Genomic DNA, 21771 nt, shown 5'->3' on the forward strand with positions numbered 1-21771 from the left:
GAGCAAGCCCAGAACGTTGCTTAGCCAAGCTTTCTCAACCGCGCAACAGGCAAAAAGCGAAGCGCAGATCCGATATAGTCCGATTTGATGCTTGTGTTGCGTTTTCGTGATAGGCGATGCGACGAGCAGAGTCATCACGAAACGTCGAAATATCGCTCCATTGGTTACGATTTTCTTAATAGTTTGTGCGCTGTCTCGCCAGTGCTGAAGAAGAACGGTCGCGGATAACCGGCTATTCCTGCCGGTGTTGGTCCGCGTCCAAGGCCTGGGGCTGGCCCTTATTATGGCCGCTCCAGTTGCGCGTCCAGGTCGAAGGATCGATCTGTGTTAGCTGCGAAAACTGCTTCATATCAGGAGTATAGAGTTCGCGGAGAAGGTCGATGTCGGACGTCAGGAGTTCGGACGGATATTGCTGCGTCCTCGCAGGATGAACGATCCGCGGCGCGATATCGGCCGGCGGCGACTGGCCGAGAAACGCGCAGACCGCCGCCAGAACGCCGGGCGCGTCGTCGCGCAGCTGCTCGGACAGCAGGAACAGGCACTGTTCGCGCGGGAACAGCCTGAGCAGCCGCTCGACCTGCCGGCCATAAAATCCGCGTTCGACATAGCTGAAGACCCGGTGGAAGCCTGGAGCGGCCGGATCGCCATCGTCCAGCCGGGTCCTTCCTTCGCGGATGCACCATGCGAAGGGCTCGCGTTCCTTGCCCTTGGCATATTCCATCTTCCAGTGCGACCAGGCCCGTTCGATCGGATCGCGGAACAGCAGGATCAGCTTCATCGCCGGATTATAGGCGGCAACGCGCTCGAGCGCGTTGGGCCAGTAGAGGTAGATCGGCGTCGCTTCGCCGCGGAGCCGGCCGTCATCCTCGAACAGCTGGTGATAGGCGGCATGGTCGGGCCGGGCCCAGTCGATCGTCTCGTCGTCGAAGAAGTGCGCCTCCTTGACCGCCGGGAGCTGCAGCCCCGGCATGTCGCGGAGATATTCGAACAGCGCGCTCGTGCCGCCCTTCTGCACGCCGGCGACGAGGAACGCCACCTTCGGCGAGGCGCTCATTTCTCCTTCAACGCCGTCCGCATGGAGTCCGTGAACGGTTCGAGCAGATATTGCAGGATCGTGCGCTGCCCGGTGACGACCGCGATGCTGGCCTGCATGCCCGGCGCCAGATGGACGTTGGGACCGGCCTTGGCAAGATTGGCGGCGGGCACGGTGACCTCGACGACGAAGAAGCTGGCACCGGTCTTCTCGGACGTCCTCGCATCGGCGGAAACCAGGCTGACGGTGCCCTCGACTGGCGATACCGTGCGCGGATTATAGCCCATCAGGGTAACACGCGCGGGCATGCCAACCCGGACATCGTTGATGTCGCGCGGCGAAACGTCGGCGGAGATGATCATGCGTCCGCCCGAGGGAACGATCTGCATCAGCAGCTGCCCTGCACCGGCGGCGCTGCCTTCGGTGAACTGGGTCAGGTTGAACACATAGCCCGCAACAGGCGCCCGGATTTCGGTCTGCTGCTGCTGGTCCATCGTCGCGCGAAGCTTCGGGGCGTTTTCCGCCAGGCGATCCTGTGCGGTACGAATTCCATCGGCCACCTCGGTCTGGTGACGATCCTCGAGCTGGGCGATCTGGAGGCGGATTTCGCCGATCGCCTGCCGCGCGCGGGCCATCTCGGCGAGTGCGGCGCCCTTCTGGCCCTTGACCTGCACAGCACTCCGCTCGAGCGCGAGCAGCCGGCTATTGGGAGCATAGCCTTGGCGGCTGAGCTCGCGTACGCCATCGAGCTCTTCCTTGACCAGCTTGGCCTGGTCGTCGACCGACTGCGCCTGCAGTCGCATGCCGCTGATCTGGGTTTCGAGCTGCTGCGCCTGCGAGTTCAGCACCATGGCCTGGCTGCGATAGAGCATCATGCGGGTCTGGAACAGCGCCCGCTGGCTTTCGAGCAATCCGGCAACGCGCGGATCGGCCGCGCGGGCGAGCAGCTCGGGCGGGAAGTCGATGCTGGATGCGCCGACCGATTCCGCCTGGAAACGGGCGATCTGCGCCTGCGCGGTGTCCACCACGCTCTGGTAGATGTCCACCGATGCCTGGGCCTGCGTGTTGTCGAAGCGGATCAGCACCTGCCCCTTGGCGACCTTCTGGCCTTCGCGGACGAAGATCCGGCGAACGACGCCGCCCTCGAGCCGGCGCACGTCCTTGCTGTTGTTCTCGACCCTTACGACGCCGGGCGCGAGCACCGCGCCGGAGATCGAGAAGATCGCGGCCCAGATCAGCAGGCCCACGACGAGGAACAGCGTGATCAGTCCGCCGATCAGGATCGGACGCTGGATCTGCCGGCGGACATCCGCGTCGCTGGACATGGTGCCGGACGCATAGGCCCGCGCGGAGTCCTCGTCGTCGGGTAGCGGTTCGGCGCGGACAAGCATCTTGCGCAGGTCGGGGAGCAGACTCATGGCTTGGCCTCCTGCAGGGCAGGGCGCTGGGCAGGAGCCGCTGCTGGCGGCGCCATGGCGCGCAGCACTTCCTCGCGCGGTCCGAGCATCTCGATCCGTCCGTTCCTGATCAGCATCAGCTTGTCGGCCTGCGCCAGCACGGTCGGCTTGTGCGACACCATCACGATCGTCGCGCCACGCGCTTTCAAGCCCCTGATCGCTTCCGCGAGCGCCGTCTCGCCGTCCGCGTCCAGATTGGCATTGGGCTCGTCGAGGACGATCACCTTCGGATCGCCATAGAGCGTCCGCGCGAGGCCGACCCGCTGGCGCTGGCCGGCCGACAGCACGGAGCCGCCTTCGCCGAGTTGCGTGTCATATCCCTTGGCCAGCCGCAGGATCAGGTCGTGCGCACCCGCGGCCTGCGCCGCCCTGACGACGTCCTCGTCCTTGGCGTCGACCTGGAAGCGGCAGATGTTGTTCCTGACCGTTCCGGCGAACAGTTCGGTATCCTGCGGCTGGTAGGCCACCTGCTGCCCGAAGTCGCCACGTTCCCAGCTATAGACATCGGCGCCGTCGAGCCGGACAGTACCGGTCGTCGGCTTCCAGATGCCGACCATCAGCCGCAGCAGGGTGGATTTTCCCGCGCCCGACGGTCCGATCACGCCGACCATGTCGCCCGGCAAGATCGTGCAGGTGACGCCGGACAGGATCAGCGCTGGCGCGCCTGTCGGTGCGAAGCTGACGCCTTCGAAGTTGATCCGGCCCTTCGGTGTCGGCAGCTGCGTTGCGGGCACCGGCGCTTCATAGTCGCCCAGCACCTTTTCGAGGCGTCGATAGGCCTGCCCCGCTTCGAACAGCCCTTTCCACGACCCGACCACCCGGTCCAGCGGGGCGAGCGCGCGGCTCGCCAGGATCATGTTCGCGAACAGGATCGCCGAGGATATGCTGCCTTCGATGACGAGCCAGGCACCCAGGCCGATCGTCGCGATCTGGATGACCATGCGGACGAACTTGATCGCATTCGCGTAGAAGCTGCCGCGCTGGCTGGCGACCTGGCCCATGTTGAGCGAGGTATGGCGGAAATGGGCCCATGCCGCGCCCAGCGTCGGCAGCATGCCGAGCGCCCGGACCACCTCGGCATTACGCAGTGCCGCGTCGGTAAACGAATAGCTCTTGATCGCGGCGTTGCTGGCTTCCTTCAGCGCGCCATGCGTGGCGCGGTCCTGCAGGATCGCCAATATCAGCAGCACGATGCCGCCGACCAGCGTCAGTGCCCCGATCCAGGGATCGATGATGAACAGGATGATCAGGAACAGCGGCATCCACGGCAGATCGAACAGCACCCCGACGGCCTGGCCGGCCAGCGCATAGCGCACGGTGTCCAGGTCGCGCAGCGCCTGGGCATGTGCGCCGCCCATGCGGCGGACGACGAGGTCGAACAGCGCCGCGAAGGTGGAGCTGGCGAGGTAGCGATCGAAGGCGATCGAGAAATTCTGCAGCACTTCGGCGCGATAATGATCGAGCGCCCCCGAAATCAGGAAGACGAACAGGGCGCCGCCGGTCAGCACCGCCAGCGTTGATCCGCTATGGCTGTACAGCACGCGCGAATAGATCTGGTTGGTATAGATCGGCAGCGTCAGGTAGAGCAGGTTGCTCGCGAGGCTGAACAGCGCAGCAAAAAGGAACGACCTCTTACCCTGCTTCAAGGCGTCGGTAAGGATGTTCTTATGGAACAGGGGTGACGTCATCGGGGCCGACTTATTCCTGAATGGGGCATCTTCGGGTTAGGCCCGGGACGCGCGCCTCTTAGCATCATGGCCGACGGGCAGCGAAAGAATTTCATCGCCGATCATCGGTCTGCGGGGAAGTGCCATAGTCGCCGACGATCGACGGAAGCTGGTCGGCCGGCACCAGAGGGCTCTGCGTGATCGGTACCAGCGGCTTTTGCGTGTAGCTCTTGTCGAGTGTCGCGGGCATCGCCGGCGATCCGGTCGGCTTGGGCTGCTTGCTGCCGCGTAGATCGGGTTTCGGCTTGGCATAGGGGCTCGCCGAGCCGACATGATCGAGCAGCATCGCGACCGGCTCGGTCGGCGAAATGCCGCGCCAGCGCACCTTCTTGAACTCGGCCTCGGGATCCCTGGCCGGTATCGCCGAATTGACTGTTCGTGCGTCCAGCCGGCCCATCGCGAGCAGCAGAGAGGCACGCGCGACATATTCCTGATAGCGGTTCGACAGCAGGCCTAGCTGGGCCGAAGCGAGCTCCTGCTCGGCATTGAGCGTCTCGATCGTGCTGCGCAGCCCATAGCGCTCCTCGCGCTCCATGCCGGCAAAGGCGATCTGCGCCGCCTGGACCTGTCGGCTGCCCGCGGTGACCCCTACGCGCGTCGAGGCCAGCTGGTTCCAGGCCAGTACCACGTCCTGGAAAGCCTGCCGGCGCGTGCCGTCGACTACAGCCTGGGCTACGTTGTTCTGATCCTGCGCCTGGCGAATGCGCGAGCGGATCGCGCCGCCCTGAAAGAGCGGCTGGGTGATGGTGACCTGCGCGGTCACCTGCGTGCGGAAACTATGGCGGTCGAATGGCGACAGCACGCCGCGGACCTTCCCCGCATCCGCGGTGATCGAGGCGGTCGGCCGCTGGCCGCCGCGCTGCGTGGCGACATTGGCGCGGGCGGCTTCCTCGGCGAAACGGGCCGACGTGAGTTCGGCGTTCTCGCCTTCCGCAATCGCGAACGCCTCATCGATCGACTCGGGAAGCCCAGGAAGTTCGGGTAGCGGCTGGAGCTCTCCCGGCTCATGGCCGACGATGCGAAGATACTCGCCGCGGCTGACCGCGAGCTGCGCTTCGAGATTGGCGAGCTGTGCCTCGCCGGCGGCGAGCCGCGAGTCGGCTTGCGCAACATCGGTGACCGTAACGTCGCGGACCCGGCGTTTGGCGCGGCGCTCCTCGAGCTGCTGGTTGAGGACAGCCACATTCTGTCGGGCGACTTCGAGCCGCTGCTGATCGCGCAGCACCGCCGCATAGGCATTGATGACATCGTCGATCACCTCACCCTCGATGCGGCGGAGCCCCTCTTCACTGCTACGGACGTTAGCCCGCGCCTGGGCGAGAGCGCCGCGCTGGCGGCCGCCGCTATAGATCGGCTGGCGGACGTTCAGCGTGAGGTCGCCTATATACCCATCGGCCGAGGGCCGCCTATAAAGTTTCTCATAATCATAGGTGCCAGCCGCCTGGAGCGACACGGTTGGCCCATATTGGGCCCGCGTCTGGACATAGTTTTCGTTGGTGCTCTTCTGCCGATAGCGCTGCGCAACGAGGGTAGGGTTGTTGCCATAGGCCGCTTCGACCGCATCCATCAGCGTCTCGGCGGACGCCGGAACAGCGGCATGCAGCAAAAAGGCCGCGCCGAACATCAACGCGAACGGATGCCCCTGTCGGCCTAGTTTATTGTCAATCGAAACGATGTCGAAGATCATCCAATTCACCGCCCAAACACCGGCGGGTCCAACCGGCCATGTCGTTAACGCCGGGGCGCCCCCATAGCCTGCCCTGCGGGGCTGTCAATTGCGATACTGTCCTTGCCACAGCCTTAACAGCTTGAAAGACTTGCGCTGAAACCGCTGTTCTTCCTAAGAGGCCACTTCCTTGTGCGGAGCCGAACGACCCGCAACTGCTGGACATCCGGATGCTCGTTGCCTGTTTCGTAACCGTCGATCCCATGATAGCCAGCAACATATGACGAGGGGGTTCTGGCGAAAGCGGGCGGTCGAACGCGCCTTCCGTGTGGCGACGGCGGCGCGCGACGCAGGCGATTGGGCCGGTGCCGCGGAGCATTATCGCCGCTATCTAGCCTACCGCCCCGGCGACTTCGCGATCTGGGTGCAACTCGGCCATATGCTCGCCGAGAGCAACGATCCGGAGCAGGCCGACCGGGCTTATCGGATCGCCTATGGTCTCAATCCGCACGACGCCGATCTCGCCCTGTGCCGGGGACATCTTGCCCGCCGCACCCGAAACATCGATCTGGCGATTGGATATTATCGCGAGAGCCTAGCGCTCGACGGCAATGGGCACGCGGGCAATGCGTTGGCTGAACTCATGCCACCTGAGCCTGAGCCTGAGCCTGAGCCTGAGCCTGTGCCTGTGCCGGAGATGTCAGCGCCGCGCGGCGGTATTCTCGAGGGATGGTTTGAGCGTTCCGTCTCGGGGGTGCTGTTCGAGACGGAGCACTCCAAGCCCTGGGTCGAGTTCTACGCCGGCGAGCAGTTGGTGGGGCAGGCGGTTCCCCAGTGGAGCGACGATGGCACGCTTAGCTTCCGAGCGATATTGGACATAGATCTCGGTGAGAATGGCGAGGGCGTCGAAGTCGTCGTGCGGCGCATGCCCGATGGCGCCGAACTCGAGCAGTCGCCGGTCGTGCTGTTCCCGCCATCGCGCCACCCCGAGGGACATCCCGTTGCCTGGTCGGTGCCGAGCGATGTGGTCAAGCCGCTGTCGCTGCCGATCGACAGCGAGATCGTCCTGTTCGTCACGCATTCTCGCTCGGGCAAGATCAAGCCTCATGTCCTGCCCTATCTGCGATCGCTCAAAGCACAGAAGCTCGGCATCTTCCTGATCGCGGCGGTGGATCGACCCGTCGACCTTCCACCGGAGCTGATCGACCTCGCCGATGCGGTGATGGTCCGCCGCAACGCCGGCTATGACTTCGGAGCGTGGAGCCACGCGCTCAAGCTCTATCCGCGGCTCTACGGCGCCGCGACGCTTTATCTCGCCAATGACAGCGTGTTCCCGGCCACCGGTGACGGGCGGATCGGTGCAATCGTGGATCGCGTGCGACAGAGCAACGCCGATTTGGTCGGGTTGACCGAGAGCCATGAGTGGCGCTGGCATGTCCAGAGCTACTTGCTGGCGATCAAGGCACGACTGTTGTCCTCGCGGACGTTTCATAGCTTCATGGACGATATCCGCCTGCTCACGCGCAAGGATCATGTGATCCGCGCCTATGAGGTCCGGCTGGGTGAACTGGCCGAGCAGAGCGGCCATGAGGTCGAGATCCTTTTCCCCAGCGCCACGGCGATCAATCCGACGCTATTCGGCTGGCGCCAGCTGATCGCCGACGGCATGCCGTTGGTGAAGCTTCTCCTCCTGCGTGGCGAGTTCGAGGCGGCCGACATCTCCGGATGGCGCGAGGAGCTGGCGCAGGCGGGCTTCGACGTGGCGCTGGCGGAAGCGGCGATAGCGGCGGGCGCGGAGAGCGGGCCGGTCGACGATGGCGGCCGCCTTCTCGCCCGGCGGTTGCCGCGCGAGAAGCTCGGTCGCGGGCCGCTACGCGTCGCCTTCTATGGACCCTGGAACTACGATAACGGCCTTGGCCAAGCGAGCCGCGGCATCATCGCTGCGATGCGGCGGACCGGCGCGCTCGTCAACCTCCATCCGATCAAGCTGCCGTTCCACATCCACAAGCCGCTGGTGCCGGCCACCGACATCGTCGACTTCGAAGGACCGGCCGAAATTGCGCTGGTGCACCTGAACCCGGACAGCTGGCATCTCCTGACCGAGCAGCAGCGCGGCGCGATCGCTCAAGCGCAACGCCGGATCGGCTACTGGGTGTGGGAGATGGGGCATATCCCGCCGGCGTGGCGCGGTAATTTCGCGTCAGTCGACAGGATCTGGGCCCCGAGTCGCTATTGCGCCGAGGTTTTCGCTGCGCAGGGCGCGCCGGTGGACGTTATCCCGCATGTCGTTCCGCTCGCCGAACCGCCTGTGCTCGACCGCGAGGCGGCGCTCGGCCGGCTCGGCCTCCCCGCCGATCGCCGCACGATCCTCTATGTGTTCGACGGTTCTAGCTATCTCGTCCGCAAGAACCCCGCCGCGCTGGTCCGCGCCTTTTCCGCATCAGGCCTGGCGGCGCGCGGCTGGTCGCTGCTGCTCAAGACCAAGCATCTGCACGATCGGCCGGAGGATGGCGAAGCACTGCGCCTGCTCGCCGAGAGCACCGACGGCGTGCTGCTCATCGACCGCTCGATGGCGGCCGACGAACTCCACGAGCTCATGGCGCTCGCTGACATCTATGCATCACCGCATTGCTCGGAGGGGTTCGGGCTGACGATCGCCGAGGCCATGGCGATGGGCAAGCCCGTGATCGCGACAGATTTCGGCGGCAGCAGGGACTTCCTCGACACCGACAGCGGCTGGCCGGTCAAGTCTCATCCATGGCAGCTCGAGCAGGATTTCGGCCATTATACCGAGGGCGGGCAATGGGCGCGGATCGATGAGCCCGCGCTGACCGCCACGCTGCTAGAAGCCGCCGCGCGGATCGAAGCCGGAGAGGACGACAAGGCTGTCGCGGCGCGCGTACGCATCGGTGCGCTGCTGTCTTACGAAGCTGTTGCGGAGAAGATCGCGACCAGCTTCGCTGCGGTCGTGGCGGCGCCGGGCAACGAGGGCGGCGCGCACGTGCCGTCCAACTTGTCGATGGGCATTCCGGTCGAGATGGCCGCGCTGGGCCCGGCCTTGCACATTGTGGCGCTGGCGCCCGACGGCGCGATTGATGCGCCGCTGCCTGCGGATCTCCCCACGGACCGGGATCAGTGGATCGTGCTGGTGCCGCGCGACGCGCTGCTTTCGCCGCTGTTCGAGCGGGCGTGGCGCGAGGCGGCGGCAGCGCGGCCCGATGTCGGCATCTTCTATGGCGACGACTTTGCCGCGGGGGAGGTTCGTGGAATCGATCAGCTGCGGCTGAAGCCGGCCTTCGACCTGACCCTTCTCGCTGCGCAGGACTATATCGGCGCGCCGCTGATCGTTCGCGCCTCGCTGTTCGCGGCGCTCGGCCTGCGCGCCGGAATGCGCTCGGCGGTGCTCGACGACCTGCTCTTCCGCGCGCATCGCGCTGGCGCCTCGATTGAGCGCATCCCGGCGGTCCTGCTGGCCTATCGCGGCGCTCGTCCGATCGCCGATCCGGCGGTGCGCCGCAATATGCTCGCGCAGCAGCCGCAATTCACCGGCTTTGATTTCAAGCCGGGACGGGTGCCGGACAGCCTGGAGCAGCAGCGCGATTTCGCGCGCGCCGTTCCCGAAGTATCGCTGATCATCCCTACTCGCCGGAGTCGCATCGCCGGCGGCCGCTCCACCTATGTCGAGCGTCTGCTGAAGGGGATCGCCCGGGCCGACTGGCCGATGGAGCGGCTGACGGTGATCGTCGGTGACGACATCGCCGGAGAGCCGGGCTGGGCGACGAAGGCCTGGCCGTTCGAGCTCCGCCGGATCGAGACGCTGCGCGGCGACAACGAGCCCTTCAACTATGCCGCCAAGATGAATCGACTGTGGCGCGCCGCCGAGACCGAGCAGATCGTGCTGATGAACGACGACCTTCAGCCGGTCACGCCCGGCTGGCTGAAGGCGCTGGTCGGCTTCGCGATGGACGAGAGCGTCGGTGGGGTCGGGGCGCGGCTGCTTTATGCCGACGGCCGACTGCAGCATGCCGGCATCGTGCCGCAATTCGGCGCCATCGCCCATGCCTGGGCCGCGCGGGCGAAGGTCGGCGGCACCTACCAGGATTGGGCGCTGGTCCAGCGCGAGTGGTCGATGGTGACCGGCGCCCTGTTCGCGACGCGGCGGTCGCTGATGGAGGAAGTCGCCGGCTTCGACGAGCAGTTCAGCCTGGAATATAACGATGTCGATCTGTGCCTGCGGCTGCGCGCGCTGGGCTATCGCATCATCTGCACACCGGCGGCCGAGATGGTCCATGCGGAAAAGGCGTCGCGGGGCGAGACCCCGGTCGCGGGCGATCAATATGCGCTGTTCCATCAGCGCTGGGCGCAGTGGCTCGACAACGATCCCTCTTGGCATCCCGGCCTGCGCCACGACTGCTTCGAGGTGATGCCTGCCGATGATGGCGGCGCCTGGTATCGCTAGCCGATATGGCGCTAGTTTAGGCTAGGCTCGAAGGAAGCAAGCCGCTACCGGAGACGCCATGACCGGCATGACCATCGCGCGCGGCCAGGCGCTGCCCGCGGCCTTCGACGCCGCGCATTATCTCGCCGCCAACCCCGATCTCGATCTCGCGCCGCATGAGGCTGCCGATCATTATGTCCGCATCGGCCGCGCCCAGGGCCGGGTCGCATCGCCGCTGGCGTTGCGCGAAAATCTGATCGGGCTGATCGACGACGGCCGCTCGGTGCTCGAGATCGGGCCCTTCTGCCGGCCGCTGCTGCGCGGGCCCAACATCGCCTATCTCGACGTCCTCGACGCCGAGCAGCTGCGCGCCCGCGCCGTCAAGATCGGGGTGAACCCGGCGGGCTGTCCCGACTGGATCGACTATGTCGGCGGCATCGAACAGGTCCGCCGCCGCTTCGACGCGATCGTCAGCAGCCATGCGATCGAGCATCAGCCCGATCTGGTTCGCCACCTCGAGCAGATCGAACGGATCCTTGAGCCCGACGGCCTGTTCTGCCTGATCATTCCCGACAAGCGCTACTGCTTCGATCATTATATCGCCGAAAGCACGATCGCCGGCGTGATGCAGGCGCATCGCGAGCAACGCCGCGTCCATAGCGTTGCGAGCGTGATCGAGCATATCGCCCTCACCACCCACAATGATCCGGCACGGCACTGGGCCGGCGATCACGGCCCCGCCATCCCGTCCGATCAACCGGCCCGGCTGCAGCGCGCGGCGGAAGCGCATGACATGAGCGCCGGCGGCTATATCGATGTCCATGCCTGGTATTTCACGCCGGACAGCTTTCGCAATATCATCGAGACGCTGGGCGCGATCGGCCTGACCGGGCTGGAGGTGGCGGAGGTCTACGACACCGCGCATGGCCGTAACGAGTTCTGCGCGGTCCTCCGGCTCTGCGCTGCGGCGCGCGATCGGGCGCGCGATAAGCCCGATGGCGACGACATCATCGTGCTGCAGACCGCGGACGCGGAGCGCTATGCGCGGATGCTGGCAATCACCGCGACCAATGTCCGCGAATATTGCCGCCGCCATGCGCTGGGCTATGAGAGCTTTATGGGCGTCAAGCGCGGCTTCCACCCGTGGCAGGCGACCTTCAATCGCATTCCGATGCTCGCCGAACTGCTGGCGCGCGGCTTCGCCGGCTGGGCACTCTATCTCGACGCCGACGCCTATATCCAGGATCTCGACTTCGACCTGGCCACCTATCTGGCCGACAAGCAGGACCGGGCGGCGATCTTCGCGACCTCGGGCGTCACCGGCGAGCATTGGGACGTCAATGCCGGCGTCGCGCTGGTCAACCTCGGTCACCCGCTCGGCCGCGCGCTGATCGAGCAATGGGCCGCCGGCTTCGCGGCGCACAGTGACGAAGACCTGCGCGCCGGCAGCGAATGGTTCGGCGCAGGCAACGACCAGGACATCCTGCAGGGAATCCTGCGGCACGATCGCGCCATCGCGGATGCCGTGCTGGTCGAGCAGATGGCTTTCCTCAATGGCCCGCACGCCAGCTTCATTCGCCAGCATCTCCGCACGCTCTCGCCCACGTTCGAAGCCCGGCTCCGGGCGCTTGCCGCGGCGGTCGAGGGCGTGTCGCGCGCTAGCGGCCTCGCAGCTCCTGCGGAGGCCCGCGCCGGCGACGATCGCTGGTACGCCCGGCTCGCGCATCCGGTCGGGGTGCAGCCCATATTGGTCGAAGCACCGGTGCCCGCGCCCCGGCCGGACCTGTTGCCACCGATCATCGCCGCTTGGCGCAAGGCTGTGGCGACGAGCGGCGCCGGAGCAGTGCCGGCGTTCCAGCAGCATTTCGCGGCGACCCTGAGCCGAGGCGATGTTGCCGTGCTTGCGCAGGAGCTCGCGGGCATTGGCCGGTCGCCTGTGGCACAAGGCTTTCTGGGCGGCACGCGCCAGCACGAACGGGCGCGCAGCCAGCAATTCGCGGATCGTCTCGCGCTGTGGACCTATGACAAGCTGGTGTCGCTGGCCGAGGCGACGGGCGTTCTGCCGCTGGAAAATCCCGAAAATGGCCGATGGGCCGTCAATGCGATGATCGAGCCGGCCGAGCTCTTCCGCGACATCCAGGCCGCGCTCGGCGTCGATCTCTCGCCGCCGCCGCATATCGGCGGCCACCTCGGCATTGCGGTCGACAATGGCGTGGTGCTGCACATGCGGATGCTCGATTCGATCCACGCCGCCTGGCGGCTGCGCCAGCTCGCGGACGCGCTGGGGTTCGGCGTGGAGGCGCGTATCGCCGAGATCGGCCCGGGGGCAGCGCTCACCGCTTATTACGCGCTGAAACTGGGGCAGAAGAGCTGGCACCTGTTCGATCTGCCGACGATGAACGCCGTCCAGGCCTATGTGCTGGCGGGGGCAGGGCATGACGTCTCGCTGGCGGGCGAGCCGCCTAAGCCAGTGGCAATCCTCCCCGGCAGCGCCTTTGCCACCGCCGAGCCGGGCTCGATCGACATCCTCTTCAACGCGGACTCGCTGCCGGAGATCGAGCGCGGCGCGGCGCTGGGCTATCTCGCAGATGCGCGGCGGATCGGCGTGCAGCATATCCTGAGCATCAACCAGGAGGCGGGGCTGACCGACCAGCCATCCGTCGCCGAACTGATGCGGGCGGCGGGCGGCTATCGGCTTGTTGCACGGAATCGTCACTGGCTACGCGCTGGCTATGCCGAGGAGCATTATGTGACGAGCGAAGCTCGCTCCATTCAAGGAGCGATGAGCGGGCGGCCTCACAGTTTCGATGGCGTCTAACTCTATCTAGACAGGGAAATCTTATGGCCGTCACTCGCGAAGATGTTGTCTCCGCCTATCGTCTCATTTTGGGTCGAGAGCCTGAAAGTGAGTTCGTGATCGAGCAAGCTATGCTGGCGAACGATATTGGGCATCTGCGGGCAGCATTCATGGGCAGTCCCGAGTTCGTGACAAAATATGAGAGAAGCGCTGGACGTCCGCTAGCAGTCGGACGCCTTTTCGAAGTTGATCACATCAATGTAGACATTCAGTGTAATAAAGAGCAGCTGCAGGAGATGTTCGACCGTATCGCCAAGGCTTGGCGATCCTTCGGCGAGACAGAGCCGCACTGGTCGGTTTTGGTAAGCGATGACTATCGGCAGGAAAACCTCTCGGCTAACATCGATCGTTTCTATGCGAGCGGGCACGGAGACATCAAGGTTCATCTGAATTTTCTTCGCAGGGCGGGACTGCCCGTATCCTTCAAAAGGGCGCTGGACTTCGGCTGTGGCGTGGGCCGTTTGACACTTGCGCTCGCTCCTCATGCTCAACATGTGCTGGGAATCGATATTTCGCCTCCACATCTCAGGCTGGCCGCGGAACGGGCAGGCGAGCAGTCTATCTCAAACGTCGAATTTGAGGTGATCAACTCCGTCAATGAGCTCGGCTCCCATCGGGACTTCGATTTCATCATTAGCAGGATCGTCTTGCAGCATAATCCGCCGCCGGTGATGGCCGCCCTTTACCGCAGCCTATTGCAAGCATTGGCGCCAGGCGGCGTTGCAGTGGTACAGATTCCGACTTTTCTCAGCGGGCAATCGTTCTCTACAGATCGCTATCTAGCTATGGAGCAACCTTCGATGGAGATGAACGCCATTCCGCAGAAGCTAATTTTCGAGATCATAGAGCAGATGGGTTGCCGTCCTCTTGAGGTACGCGAAGACGGCGCGGCCGGCGACATAGGGCTGAGCCATACCTTCGCGGTTCAGCGCGTTAGCTAAGGCGTTCGGTCTACGGCGATGCAGATCAACACTTTGTTGTTAGGGCTTTCCAATGGATATGATTGAGAGTGATGTCAGAGCCGCATATCGTTGGATCTTAGGCCGGGACCCCGATGAGCATGGATTGGCAGACTATGTTCGGCTGATAAAAACCGGCGAGATCGACAGCGGGGGCTTGCGCGACATCCTCCTTTCCAGCGCCGAGTTTTGGCAGGGCAGGTCCTCACGTGCAGTCGAAGAACGGAAAAACATCAATGATCTCGTTATTCGGAGTACCGGGCTGGTCGTACAATCCGGTCCGTTCGCGGGAATGCGGATGGTTGATCTTTCGACGCGGGGTGACGGCGATATCGCACCAAAGTTGCTCGGAACATATGAGGCAGAGCTCCACCCATGGTTCGAGCGCTTTCGTGATCGGCGCTATGATGCCGTTGTCGACGTAGGCTGTGCCGAGGGTTATTATAGCGTGGGAGCAGCTCTCATGTTTCCTGGTACACCGGTGCTGGCGTACGATGTCGACAAGGGAGCGCTCGATATCCTTCGTGCATTTGCCAATGAGAATGGTTGCGCGCAGCAGATCATCGCTGGAGAATTTTGCGATCCCGACACACTGCGCAGCGTTGTGGAGCGATATCCCCGATCACTGATCGTCGTGGATTGCGAAGGCTACGAGAAGACGCTCTTCTCGAATTCGCTGACTAACTCTTCCTTGGCGTCATCGGACATCATCATTGAATGCCACGATCTCTGGGACGCCGAGATTACTCCAACGATCCGCAACGCACTTTCCGAGACACACGATATTAGCGAGGCGCTTGCGTGCGGCCGTAATCCCAACGTATTTCCGTTCCTGGCCGAACTGAACGATTGGGATCGGTGGCGTTCTGTCTGGGAGCGCCGTGGGAGTCAGATGCATTGGTTGATCTGCGAAGGTAAGGCCGCGCGCCGATGATCAGCCGCCGATCTTGCGACGATATTCCTCACTGTTAAGCAGCGAACTGATGATCACGGGTGTGGCCCGGATCAAGCCTTCGGTTCGGATTAGGTCCACATAACCTTTGCTTGCCGGGTCGGGGTCCCTGCCGAATACGATCCTGTAGAAGTCGCCGACAAGCCGTTCTTCCACGTCTTCCTCGGCGCTCGAGATACCTTGCAGAACCTCGGCAACGGCGCCCTCGATCGTCGCAGTGCGACTATCGATATTTCCGTCTAACGAGTTCAGAAATTGCCGAATGAACTGCCCCAGATTGTGGTTGAACAGCAGCGCGTCAACGAAGGCGACGGGCTCGCGCAGCGTTGGATACTGGTCCAGCGCCTCGTACAGCATGGTTTGATCATTCTCATGATCCCACACCGACAGCAGATTGCGGAGCCTTTCTTCAGGCAAGGCCATGAAACGTCGCTTCCACTCGGCGATCAGCGCGAGCGATTGTGGATGGCCAAGGTTGAAGAACAGGACCCCTGAATTGATGTGCCAGGGAATGGTTTCGCCGGGGATGGTGGCCATGATGGCGGAGCGGTCTTGCTTGTCGGCAAGGTAGGCGCGCAGATCGAAATCGAGATCGTAGATATAGGCGTCTGCATCCATGTACAGCGCCCAGCCTTGATATCCCCGGTGAGCCAGCTCTTCGAGCAGGAAGATGCGGTTGAACGCTGCCTGGGCGCCGTGGAAACCGCGCTTGATGCCGATGAAGCTTTCATAGGCGAAGCCATGGCGGCGGCAATATTCGATCGCGGTGCGCGATGTCGCGCGCAGCATCCGGCTATATTTGAACGCGTCCGACGTCTGGAGGATCGTTAGCTCGACCAAGGTCTGGCCGCCCTACAGCGAATGCTCGCGGACGCCCGCCACCAGCAGCCAGCCGATGCCATAGGCGATCATCAGCGACAGGAAGACGGTGAGCACGATCTTGCCGCGCTCCGGGAATTCCGATTTTACCGGCATGTTGGGATCGACGACCCGGACGATGTAGAGCTGCTGCTTCATCGCCGCGTCGCGCGCCTTCTCCAGGTTCGCGGCGGCAACCTCGTAGCGTTTCATCGCGAAGTCCTGGCGGACCTGGAGATCCTGGTAGTTGCCCAGCCGCGCTGCGATCGCGCCGCCGCCGCCGGTGAGCTTGCCGGTCTGGCCCGCCACCTGCGCCTCGAGTGCACGGACGCGCGCGGCGGTGGCGACATATTGTGGGCTGTTGGGCGAGATGATGCCGCGCATCGCATTGAGCTGCGCCCGCGATGTGGTCAGCTGGCCCTGCAGCGTGGTGACGAGGGTGAGCTGCGCCTTGCCCGAACCTTCCGGATCGAGGTCGCCGCGCTGCTGGCGGAAGACGGTGAGGTGGGATTGTACCGCCGCGAGCGCATCCTCGGCCTCGGCAAGCTGGCGCCGGGCGGTGGACAGCGAGTCATTCTGGCTGCGGCGGTTGATCAGGTTGACCCGCTGCTCGCCCATCTGCAGCAGCTGATCGATGATCGCGTAGGAATCGGTGGGACGGAAGGAGCGCACCTGCAGCGTGGTGATCCCGGTTTCCTGGTTGAACTTCACGTTCACCTGCTTGCGGTAATAGCGCAGCAGCATCTCTGGCGTCGGATCGGAGAACCACAGCCGGGTAGCGATATCGGCTTCCGGCCTGCGGAAGCGGTCGACCAGTCCGACGGCCGCGTTGAGCCGCAGTGCCGCCTGTTGCGAATCCAGATAATCGTTGACGCTGATCGCATCGGCCCTCGCCTGCGAGAGCCCCGCCGAAAGCCCGAGGAACTGCCCGAGGCCGCTCGACGGGAGGGGCGAGCTGTCCGAGGTCTTGACCACGAAATGCGCTTCGGACTGATACTGATCGGCGGCTATCAAATAATAATAGATAGCTACCAGCAGCGTCGGCAGCATCACGATGATGAGAAACCATTTGTTGCGGCGCGCCCAGTCCGACGCGGCAGCGAGCCGATCCGGCTGGCCGACGCTGTCGTGGGAAGATTGCGGCTTGATGATTCCGTGCATCGATCGTCCAAATAAAGTCGGGCTGGGGTCTATTACTGTAGGTGAACGCGGCTGCGAACCCGCCTTATGCCGATCAGGCCGCTATAGGTCAAAGCGGTGCAGCAGGCCGTGATATAGCCGGCGAACAGATGCTTGTCCGATGCGCCTTCGAACATGCCGTAGCGGGCATATTCGAACAGGTCGGCCATCGGGTTCCAGTCCATGATCTGCTGCAGATTATAAGGTAGCCATTCGGTCGCGACGAACGCTCCCGACAGCGGCATCATGAAATAGGAGATCGGGTGGACCAGGCGCTGCAGCGTCGGCTTGTCGAAGGTGATCGCGGTGACGTTCAGGCCCAGCGCGAAGGACAGCCAGATCATCCAGCCGATCCCGGCCAGCAGGTAGAGCGGCCGCGCGGGCGGATCGGCATAGCCGAGTGGAATCGCGAGCCCGATCAGGATAACCAGCGTGCAGAAGCAGCCCGCCGCCTCGATCACCACGCGTGCGATCGAGAGATTCAGCACCGAAATCATCCGGTGATACATCAGCGGCAAGCTGCTCTCGAGGATGCTCTCCGCGCGGTTGAAGATACCGCGGAAGATGATGAAGACGCAGTAGCCGATCAGCGACATCGCGACCGGCGGCATGTTCGTGCCGAGGTGTCCGGGCTGGAAGGCGTGCAGTGCGCCGATCACCGTCGCCAGCATCAGCGGCTCGCCGATCAGCCAGAGATAGCCGATATTGTTGCGACCGAAACGGGTATGCAACTCGCGCAGCACCAGCGCCCCGATCACGTTGAGCTGCAGGGTCAGCTCGTCGTAGAAGCTCGACCGGGCGGCCGTCATGCCCGCACCTCTGCGCGCGCGTCGATCTCACCCACCAGCCCGAGCAGCACCTCGATATGTGCGCGCCAGCTCGGCGGGCTCCAGCCGTGGAGCCGCGTCAGCTGGGCGGTGCGTGCGTCGCCTCGATCCGCGCTATAGTTCATGATCGTCCTGATCCACTCCGGCCCGTCGAGGGGGTCTAGGAAGTCGGGAACCACGCCGCCGGCTTCGCGCAACGCCGGCAGATCACTGCAGATCACCGGCGTTCCGCAGAGCAGTGCCTCAGTCACCGGCATTCCGAATCCCTCCGCGAAGGAAGGGCATAGCAGCGCGCGGGCGTGCCGCAAGAGCGTGCTCACCGAGCGGTCGGAAAGGCCGGAATATTCGTGGATGTGGCCCTGGATCGCGGTGCAGCGGTCGAGCATGTCGACCACATTCTCATTCTCCCATCCACGTCGCCCGACGATCGCCAGATGCGGCGTCCGCTCGGGGCCGAGCGTTTCGACCATCCGCCGCCAGATGTTGAGCAGCAGCAGGTGGTTCTTGCGCGGCTCGATCGTGCTCAGCACCACGAAATAAGGCTGGAGGATGGGCGGCGGGCTATCGTCTGCGGCGGGCAGCGGGTCGCTGCCCAGATGGGCGATGCTGATGGCGGGAGCGGTGCCGCTGCGATTCAGGAAGCGCTGCATCGAATGCGCCGTCGCCTGGCTGTTGGCGATCAGGCCGGCGGCGAGTTCGGCCATCGCCCTGATCCGCCGCTCGTGGGTGGCGGCGCCATCGGGCCGGGCATATTCGGGAAACTCGATAGGGATCAAGTCATGCACCAGGCAGATCAGTCGCGCGTCTTCGGCGCGCAGCTTCGCGCGAATCCGGTCGGGGCTGTCGAGATGGTGCGGCGAGGCCTGGATATAATAGCGGCGCGCGCCGGCGCCGGCCGGCGCAACCCGCCGCGGACGAAGCCGCGCCAGGTTGCGCGCGGCACTGCGGAAAAGCGCGCCGCGGCCGGGCTTTTCCTGACTGGCCCAGCGCGCCTCGGTGTCGTCGAGGAAGCGGATCACCGCCGCGTGCGGCAGCCGTCCGTATAAGCCGAACGGGTTGATGGCCGCGAAGTGCAACTGGGCGGGAATCAGCGACAGCAGAGTGCGCGCATAGACCAGCTCGACGCGATCGATACCGGTCGGCATCGCGTGGAGGGTCCGCGACAGCAACCGCGACAGGTCGAGAATGATCTCGGCGCCGGTCGGCAGCAACGGCGATGGAGTGGCTTCTCCCGGTGCGGCCATGGTCGTCATGGCGCGGCTTGTATCGCGGATCGGAAGCTCCGTCATCTTTCCCGATACGCGTCGATCGTGTCGAGCCGCCCCAGCGCCAGCGCTTCGATGAAGTCGTTCCGTGTCAGCAGATCCTCGGCGGCATGCAGGAAGAAGCCGCCGAGGAAATAGGTGATGACGACGCCATCCATAGCCGGGATCGCGTCGATCCGGACCTTCACGTCATGGGTTCGCTTCGCGGCGGCGATCTCGAACGAGACCCACTTCTCCTCGCGCGCCCGGATTTCGCCGCTCTGGGTCACGTCGCCGACACGCATGCTCCATCGCGCCAGGCCTGCCTCGTCGCCGCGCAGTCGGAACAGGATGCGCAGTCTTAGATGGGGGCCCTTGAACCGAAGCAGCAGCTCGCCGCCTTCCGCCCGCACGCGGCAGCCCCGGTCCTCCGGCCAATGCCATCCGAGGTTCGACCGGAAGCTCTCGCCGGTGTGGATGCCGCGCCAGATGCGCGTGGACTCGTTGCGCGCGATCGGATGCCAGGCGCCGACGCAGACCGTCGGCGGCGGCGGAATGACGACGCCGCGCCGCGCGGTATCGCGCTGCGCGAAGCGATCGAGTTCGTCGGTGATCTGGTGCGCCAGCTCGCTCCAGGCGCGGGGGCGGAAGCCGGCGGCGATCTTCGCCTCCAGCGCGCCGCGATGGCCCGCATCGAAAATCAGCCGCTCCGCCGCTTCGACCAGCGCCGGCACCGAGCCTGCCGCGGCATAGACTGCGAAACTGCCGCCGGCCTCGGGGAGCGAGGCGGCATCGGAGATCAGCGGCACCTTGCCATGGCCCAGCGACTCCGTAACGGGGAGGCCCCAGCCTTCATAGAGGCTGGGATAGACGGTGAAACGGCAGGTCCGGTACAACAGTGATAGTTCTTCGTCGGTCAGCCGGGAGAGCATCGAGACTTTGGCAGACAGCGCCGGATCGCGCGCCAGCCGCTCGTAGATGCGATCGTTCAGCCAGCCGCGGTTGCCCACGCACACGAGCTGCGGAACCGCATCCGGGCCATGCCGCGCGATTAGGTCGGCCCAGGCGTCGAAAGCGACCATATGACCTTTGCGGGATTCGATCGTTGAGACGAACAGCACGAAACCGTCCGGCTCGAGCTGCCAACGGTCGAGCGCGCGCGCCGGCAGCTCGGACGCTGTAGCCTTGCGGAAGTCAGTGTCGAGCGGGATCACCGCGACGTCGGATGGCTCCACCTTGTAGCCCAGCGTCGCCGCCACGCGCAGCAGATCCTTACGGGTCGCCTCCGAGTTGACGAGGAAGTGATCGGCATGGTCGAACACCCCGATCGCCCAGCTGATGAAATCCTGGGTCAGTTCGCGCACGCAATGTTCCGGTGCCACGATCGGGATCATGTCATGCACGAACGGTATGTAGCGGATGCCGTGGGTGTTCTTGGCATGGCGAACGAACAAGAAATAGTTCTGCAGCCACCAGCTGGTGCCCAGATTGACCAGCGAGGCCCCGCGCGGAAACTCAAACGGATGAGTCAGCGACAGGAACAGGCGGAGATTCGCCACCGCCTCAGTCCATTCACGATCGAAGCGATCGCCGCCCGACGTGCTCAGCCGCGCGATGCTCTGCATCCGTTCAAGCGGCAGTTCCAGCCACTCGTCCCGCCCGTCGATGAAACAGCACAGCCGTATCTCGCGATCCCATGCACGGGCCAGCGCTCCCTCAATTGTTTCGATCTGAACGCGCTGGATGCCGGTCGGAAGCCTGGCATTGCCATAATAGGCGATCAGGTCCGAGATATCGAACACCAGAGCCGGCGGGGCATCGTCGGCGGCTTCACCGGATACCGGTTCGGGCATGTGCTCGGTGACGATGACGCGGAGCTGTGACAGCAGTGGTGCTTCGGCGGCGCTCGGCGGCAGCCGTTCCAGCCGCTCGCGCAGCAGCTCTACCAGTCCGGCGCGGTCCACCTCGCCCTGATGGGCCAGCAGGTGGAGCAGCTCGTCGGCTTCGTGCGGGGCTTTTTCGCCAGCGTGCAGCGCGCTGAGGAAATGGCCGAGCGCAATTTTGTGCCTGCCCAGCTGCTTATAAAGGTGAGCCAGGAAGATATAGGCTTCGGCGAGATCCGGCTGACGCGCGGCCGCCTGCCCATAAGCCTCGATCGCGGACACCAGCGCGCCCTGTTCCTTGAGTGCGTGGCCTAGCTGGACCCAGATCGCGACCAGGTCCGGATCGTCGGCCACCGCAGCGCGATAGGCTTCGGCCGCGGCTTGCCAGTCGCGCTGGTCGCGCGCCATATTGCCGCGCTGCACATCCGACGGCGCCACCGGCTGGTTGCTGGTGCCCAGCTTCGTCAAGGCGCGTATCAGGCGACGCAAAGCAGCCATCACGTCAGGCCGCATCTTGTTGCGAGGGCCTGTTCGAGAGTGTTGCGCTGGGTGCGCAGCCCTTGAGGTGAACGAAGATCATGTTTCTCAACCATCTCGAGGGGAGGCCCGCCGCGTCGTAAAGAAGCCTTTAACGCGCTGCAACATCGATATCTCCCGCCTGCGATCATGTCGCCCACTGGACAGAACGGCC

Annotated in this window: 13 protein-coding genes; 4 read left to right on the forward strand and 9 right to left on the reverse strand. The window is 64.4% G+C overall.

The annotated features are described in order from the left end of the window. Positions 1-232: 232 nt before the first annotated feature. The 4 genes from AAC645_RS13535 to AAC645_RS13550 all read right to left on the reverse strand — a co-directional run bounded on the left by AAC645_RS13535 (position 233) and on the right by AAC645_RS13550 (position 5904). Complete coding sequence (locus AAC645_RS13535) at positions 233-1054, reverse strand: sulfotransferase domain-containing protein (protein WP_340316747.1); 822 nt, start codon at positions 1052-1054, stop codon at positions 233-235. Further along, positions 1051-2451, reverse strand: coding sequence for an HlyD family type I secretion periplasmic adaptor subunit (locus AAC645_RS13540; RefSeq protein WP_340316748.1), 1401 nt, complete (start codon positions 2449-2451; stop codon positions 1051-1053). The genes AAC645_RS13535 and AAC645_RS13540 overlap by 4 nt, the downstream gene beginning before the upstream one ends. After that, on the reverse strand, positions 2448-4178 hold the full coding sequence (locus tag AAC645_RS13545; RefSeq protein WP_340316749.1) for a type I secretion system permease/ATPase: 1731 nt from the start codon (positions 4176-4178) through the stop codon (positions 2448-2450). The genes AAC645_RS13540 and AAC645_RS13545 overlap by 4 nt, the downstream gene beginning before the upstream one ends. A 91-nt stretch (positions 4179-4269) precedes the next feature. Further along, the gene (locus tag AAC645_RS13550) at positions 4270-5904 is read right to left on the reverse strand and encodes a TolC family outer membrane protein (protein WP_340316750.1); all 1635 of its coding nucleotides are present in this window, start codon (positions 5902-5904) and stop codon (positions 4270-4272) included. A 259-nt stretch (positions 5905-6163) separates the two neighbouring features. Between AAC645_RS13550 and AAC645_RS13555 the strand changes: the two genes are divergently transcribed. Genes AAC645_RS13555 through AAC645_RS13570 form a run of 4 tightly spaced genes read left to right on the forward strand, consistent with a single transcriptional unit; the run spans position 6164 to position 15071 of the window. Then, on the forward strand, positions 6164-10342 hold the full coding sequence (locus tag AAC645_RS13555) for a glycosyltransferase (RefSeq protein WP_340316752.1): 4179 nt from the start codon (positions 6164-6166) through the stop codon (positions 10340-10342). Positions 10343-10400: 58 nt separating this feature from the next. Beyond that, positions 10401-13139 (forward strand): methyltransferase domain-containing protein, encoded by a 2739-nt coding sequence (locus tag AAC645_RS13560; protein WP_340316753.1) that lies wholly within the window; start codon positions 10401-10403, stop codon positions 13137-13139. 23 nt (positions 13140-13162) lie between these two features. Further along, positions 13163-14119 (forward strand): class I SAM-dependent methyltransferase, encoded by a 957-nt coding sequence (locus AAC645_RS13565; protein WP_340316754.1) that lies wholly within the window; start codon positions 13163-13165, stop codon positions 14117-14119. Positions 14120-14171: 52 nt separating this feature from the next. Next, a complete protein-coding gene (locus AAC645_RS13570) occupies positions 14172-15071 on the forward strand; it encodes a hypothetical protein (RefSeq protein ID WP_340316755.1) in 900 nt (299 codons plus the stop codon). Here AAC645_RS13570 and AAC645_RS13575 read toward each other — a convergent pair whose 3' ends face one another. From AAC645_RS13575 to AAC645_RS13595, 5 genes are read right to left on the reverse strand one after another with little or no spacing between them, the layout of a single operon-like run. Continuing rightward, complete coding sequence (locus AAC645_RS13575) at positions 15072-15929, reverse strand: glycosyltransferase family protein (RefSeq protein WP_340316756.1); 858 nt, start codon at positions 15927-15929, stop codon at positions 15072-15074. It abuts the gene before it with no gap. Between the two features lie 12 nt (positions 15930-15941). Beyond that, positions 15942-17108, reverse strand: coding sequence for a lipopolysaccharide biosynthesis protein (locus tag AAC645_RS13580; RefSeq protein WP_340316757.1), 1167 nt, complete (start codon positions 17106-17108; stop codon positions 15942-15944). A gap of 32 nt (positions 17109-17140) precedes the next feature. Beyond that, entirely contained in the window at positions 17141-17935 is a 795-nt protein-coding gene (locus AAC645_RS13585; protein ID WP_340316758.1) for an ABC transporter permease, read from the reverse strand. Next, on the reverse strand, positions 17932-19242 hold the full coding sequence (locus AAC645_RS13590; RefSeq protein WP_340316759.1) for a glycosyltransferase family 4 protein: 1311 nt from the start codon (positions 19240-19242) through the stop codon (positions 17932-17934). Before AAC645_RS13590 ends, AAC645_RS13585 begins: the two co-directional genes overlap by 4 nt. After that, on the reverse strand, positions 19239-21548 hold the full coding sequence (locus AAC645_RS13595) for a glycosyltransferase family 4 protein (RefSeq protein WP_340316760.1): 2310 nt from the start codon (positions 21546-21548) through the stop codon (positions 19239-19241). The genes AAC645_RS13590 and AAC645_RS13595 overlap by 4 nt, the downstream gene beginning before the upstream one ends. Between the last annotated feature and the right edge of the window lie 223 nt (positions 21549-21771).

This window comes from Rhizorhabdus argentea, assembly GCF_037861105.1.
GTDB lineage: Bacteria > Pseudomonadota > Alphaproteobacteria > Sphingomonadales > Sphingomonadaceae > Rhizorhabdus > Rhizorhabdus argentea.